3 protein-coding genes are annotated in these 2,856 nt (G+C 61.9%); all 3 read right to left on the bottom strand.

The genetic code is table 11. The annotated features are described in order from the left end of the window. Nucleotides 1–33: 33 nt before the first annotated feature. The gene (locus ACESLR_RS11895; protein WP_373026172.1) at nucleotides 34–639 is read right to left on the bottom strand and encodes a hypothetical protein; all 606 of its coding nucleotides are present in this window, start codon (nucleotides 637–639) and stop codon (nucleotides 34–36) included. Between the two features lie 96 nt (nucleotides 640–735). Further along, complete coding sequence (phoU, locus tag ACESLR_RS11900) at nucleotides 736–1,458, bottom strand: phosphate signaling complex protein PhoU (protein WP_373026173.1); 723 nt, start codon at nucleotides 1,456–1,458, stop codon at nucleotides 736–738. Between the two features lie 267 nt (nucleotides 1,459–1,725). Beyond that, nucleotides 1,726–2,856, bottom strand: a 1,131-nt coding sequence (phoR, locus tag ACESLR_RS11905; protein ID WP_373067698.1) for a phosphate regulon sensor histidine kinase PhoR, incomplete at its 5' end; no start/stop codon positions are given.

Raw genomic sequence — 2,856 nt, forward strand, 5'->3', positions numbered from 1 at the left:
CTTCGTGGTGAAAATGGTCTTCCGGCTGAGTGGTCAGGGGGTGCTGAAGTCGAACTCCCACGGGTCTTGCTCCGGCGCGTCCAGCAGGGAGGGGCGCAGGCGGATGACCTCGTAGCCGCGTTCACGGTAGTCGTCGAGGCGGTCCGGGGCGAGGTCGACGACGTCGACGAAATCGGCAAAGGCGTCGGCCTCGACGCCGCGCCAGCTGGCAAAGGTCCCGCAGACGGACACCTCCACGCCTTCGTCGCGCACCAGCGACTCGACCTCGTCATGCAGGCCGGGATGCTGTGCGGCCTCCGCCCGCGTCAGGGTGAACTGTTCCGCCCCGTGGGCGACGATGGCCACCGGTAATTCCCGGTCGTGTTTGCGCAGGTGGGCGACGTTGGCGCGAATCTCCGGAAGGAGGGCGGCCAAAGCCGCCCGGTCGTTCTCGTTGATCTCGAAGACCACGCCTTTCGGCGTTTCGTCCCGCTGCAGGAGCTCGACAACGGCTTCGGAGGGCTCACCGGCTGGTGCCGATTCCGGAGCGCTGACGGGGCCGGCATGCGCCGGAATCGCCGTGATCAACGGGAAGAGAAGCCCGCCGGCCAAACAGGCGAGAAGAGGACGTGACACACTGGATGGGCTGCCTGTCCGCATACTCCCATTCAAGCGGGCATCGGCGGACATGGCAAACGGCCGCGCGGGTGGCGGTGGATCCCGGTCGGCCGATGCGCGAGGGGGCTCCGGACGCGGTCAGTGGCGGTCGCCGGTGGCTTCCTCGATCATTTGCTCATAGCTCGTGTGGCGCACGTCCTTGCCCTTGACGAAGTAGACGACGTACTCGCAAATGTTGCGCGCTCGATCGCCGATTCGTTCCAGGGAGCGAGCGGCCCAGACGATGTCCATCAGGCGGGGCACCGAGTCCGGTGAGGCCGTCATCTTCTTCATCACCTTGTGCACGACGGTCTCGTAGAGACTGTCGATATGGATGTCCTGCTGCGCGACGCGAACCGCCTGCTGTACGTCCATGCGAGCGAAGGCATCGAGGGCCCCGCTGGTCATCACGTGGACGTTTTCCCCCATCTCAACGAGGTCCGGCATGGGGGCGCTGTTGCGATCCTCGTCAAGTAGATGCAAGCCCATGCGGCCCACGCGTTCGGCTTCGTCGCCCATGCGCTCGAGGTCAGCGATGGTCTTGATTACGGCGATCACCAGACGCAGATCTGACGCGGTTGGCTGGCGCCGGACGAGGATGTGAGTGCAGCCTTCGTCGATTTCGACCTCCTTGGCATTGATCCGGTAATCCGATGTGATTACTTTCTGCGCCAGGTCTGCATCGCCTTTGCTCATTGCCTGGATGCCGTCCGTAAGTTGCTCCTCGACCAACCCGCCCATGGCCATCACCTGCCGAATGATGTCCTCCAGTTCGGAGTTGAACTGCTGCGACATGTGTTCCTTGAAGAAGTTCTTGTCCATATTTGGGCTCCTAGCTGAAGCAACCGATGATATATATCCCTCGATCTGCTATTGCGCAGGTGAGGTAGAAAGAGTGACGGTATCGCTGTCTGCGATCAGTCCGCCCGTTTAGATAAAGGCAGTGTAGCTGGAAACGGATGCGGCCTGGTACATGTTCTAGGTCACGGCGACCCGGGTGTATACGTGCCCGTTGCCCGATCCTTGCCGCAGGATTATGGAGAAGTCGGCTTGCAGTTTGTTGACATCCACATGATTCCCCATGACAACTCAGACGGAATCTTGCCGGGTGTCAATCCGCCGGACGCGCCCGCGCGGAAACCGGCAGCTGAAACGGCTTCCGCGTCCAATCTGACTGTCAATCGCCAAGTGTCCGTCGTGACGCAGCAGCACGTGCTTGACGATCGCCAGGCCCAGACCCGTGCCGCCCCGCGATTGCGTGCGGCCATTATCCACACGGTAGAAGCGCTCGGTCAGGCGCGGTATATGGTGGCTGGCGATGCCGGGGCCGGTATCTTCGACACTCAGACTTGCGCCATTGGTGTCCTCATGCCAGGACAACGTGATTCTCGTACCGGCCGGCGTGTATTTTACGGCATTGAACAGCAAGTTAGCGCACGCGGAGCGTAGTTCGTTGCGGTTGCCGTAGAGCTCGAGGGTCGGGTCCGTGTCAAGGCGAATGTCGTGCTGTTGTTCACCGGAAACCAGGGATGGTTCCTCGGCCAGTTCCTTCAACAGCGGAGCGGGCTGGAACCAGTCCTGGGTTCCCTTCTCGCGGTCGATCTCCAGCCGTGATAGTAGGAGAAGGTCGTCGACCAGCAGTTTCATGCGCTCGGAATGTTCGCGCAGCATCTGTACAGAGCGCAGTTGTTCCGGTTGGTTGTTCAGGTCCTCTTCCAGGGTCTCGGCAATGCCGTAGAGTACGGTTAGCGGGGTGCGCAGTTCGTGTGAGACATTGGCGACAAAGTCCCGGCGTATCACCTCCAGGCGGTGCAGCTGGGTGGTATCGCGGGTCAAAAGCAGGAATTGGCGCTCGCCGTACGGAATAAGGCGCATTTCCAGCCAGCGATCATCCATGAGGGGGGAGGGCAGGGTGATCGTATGTGTGGCGCTGCGGTCCGGGTTGCCGGGTGCTCCCATGAAGTCCAGGAAGCCGGGATAGCGCAGGAGGTGGGTGATGCGTTGCCCCTCATCCCGGGGCCAGGTGATCCCCAGCATGTCGGGAGCGGCATCGTTGACCCATTCGATGCGGTAGTCGGCACGGAGAATGATCACGGCGTCGGGCATCGCCTTGACGGAGTCCCGGTAGCGTTCTACCAGCTGGCGCAGGCGATGCACGCGACGTTCGTGGTGGTTGCGGCGGCGAACCAGATGATCGAATACCAGGCCCCATATACCGCC

The organism is Thioalkalivibrio sp., from assembly GCF_041685615.1.
In the GTDB taxonomy this organism is placed as follows: domain Bacteria; phylum Pseudomonadota; class Gammaproteobacteria; order Ectothiorhodospirales; family Ectothiorhodospiraceae; genus Thioalkalivibrio.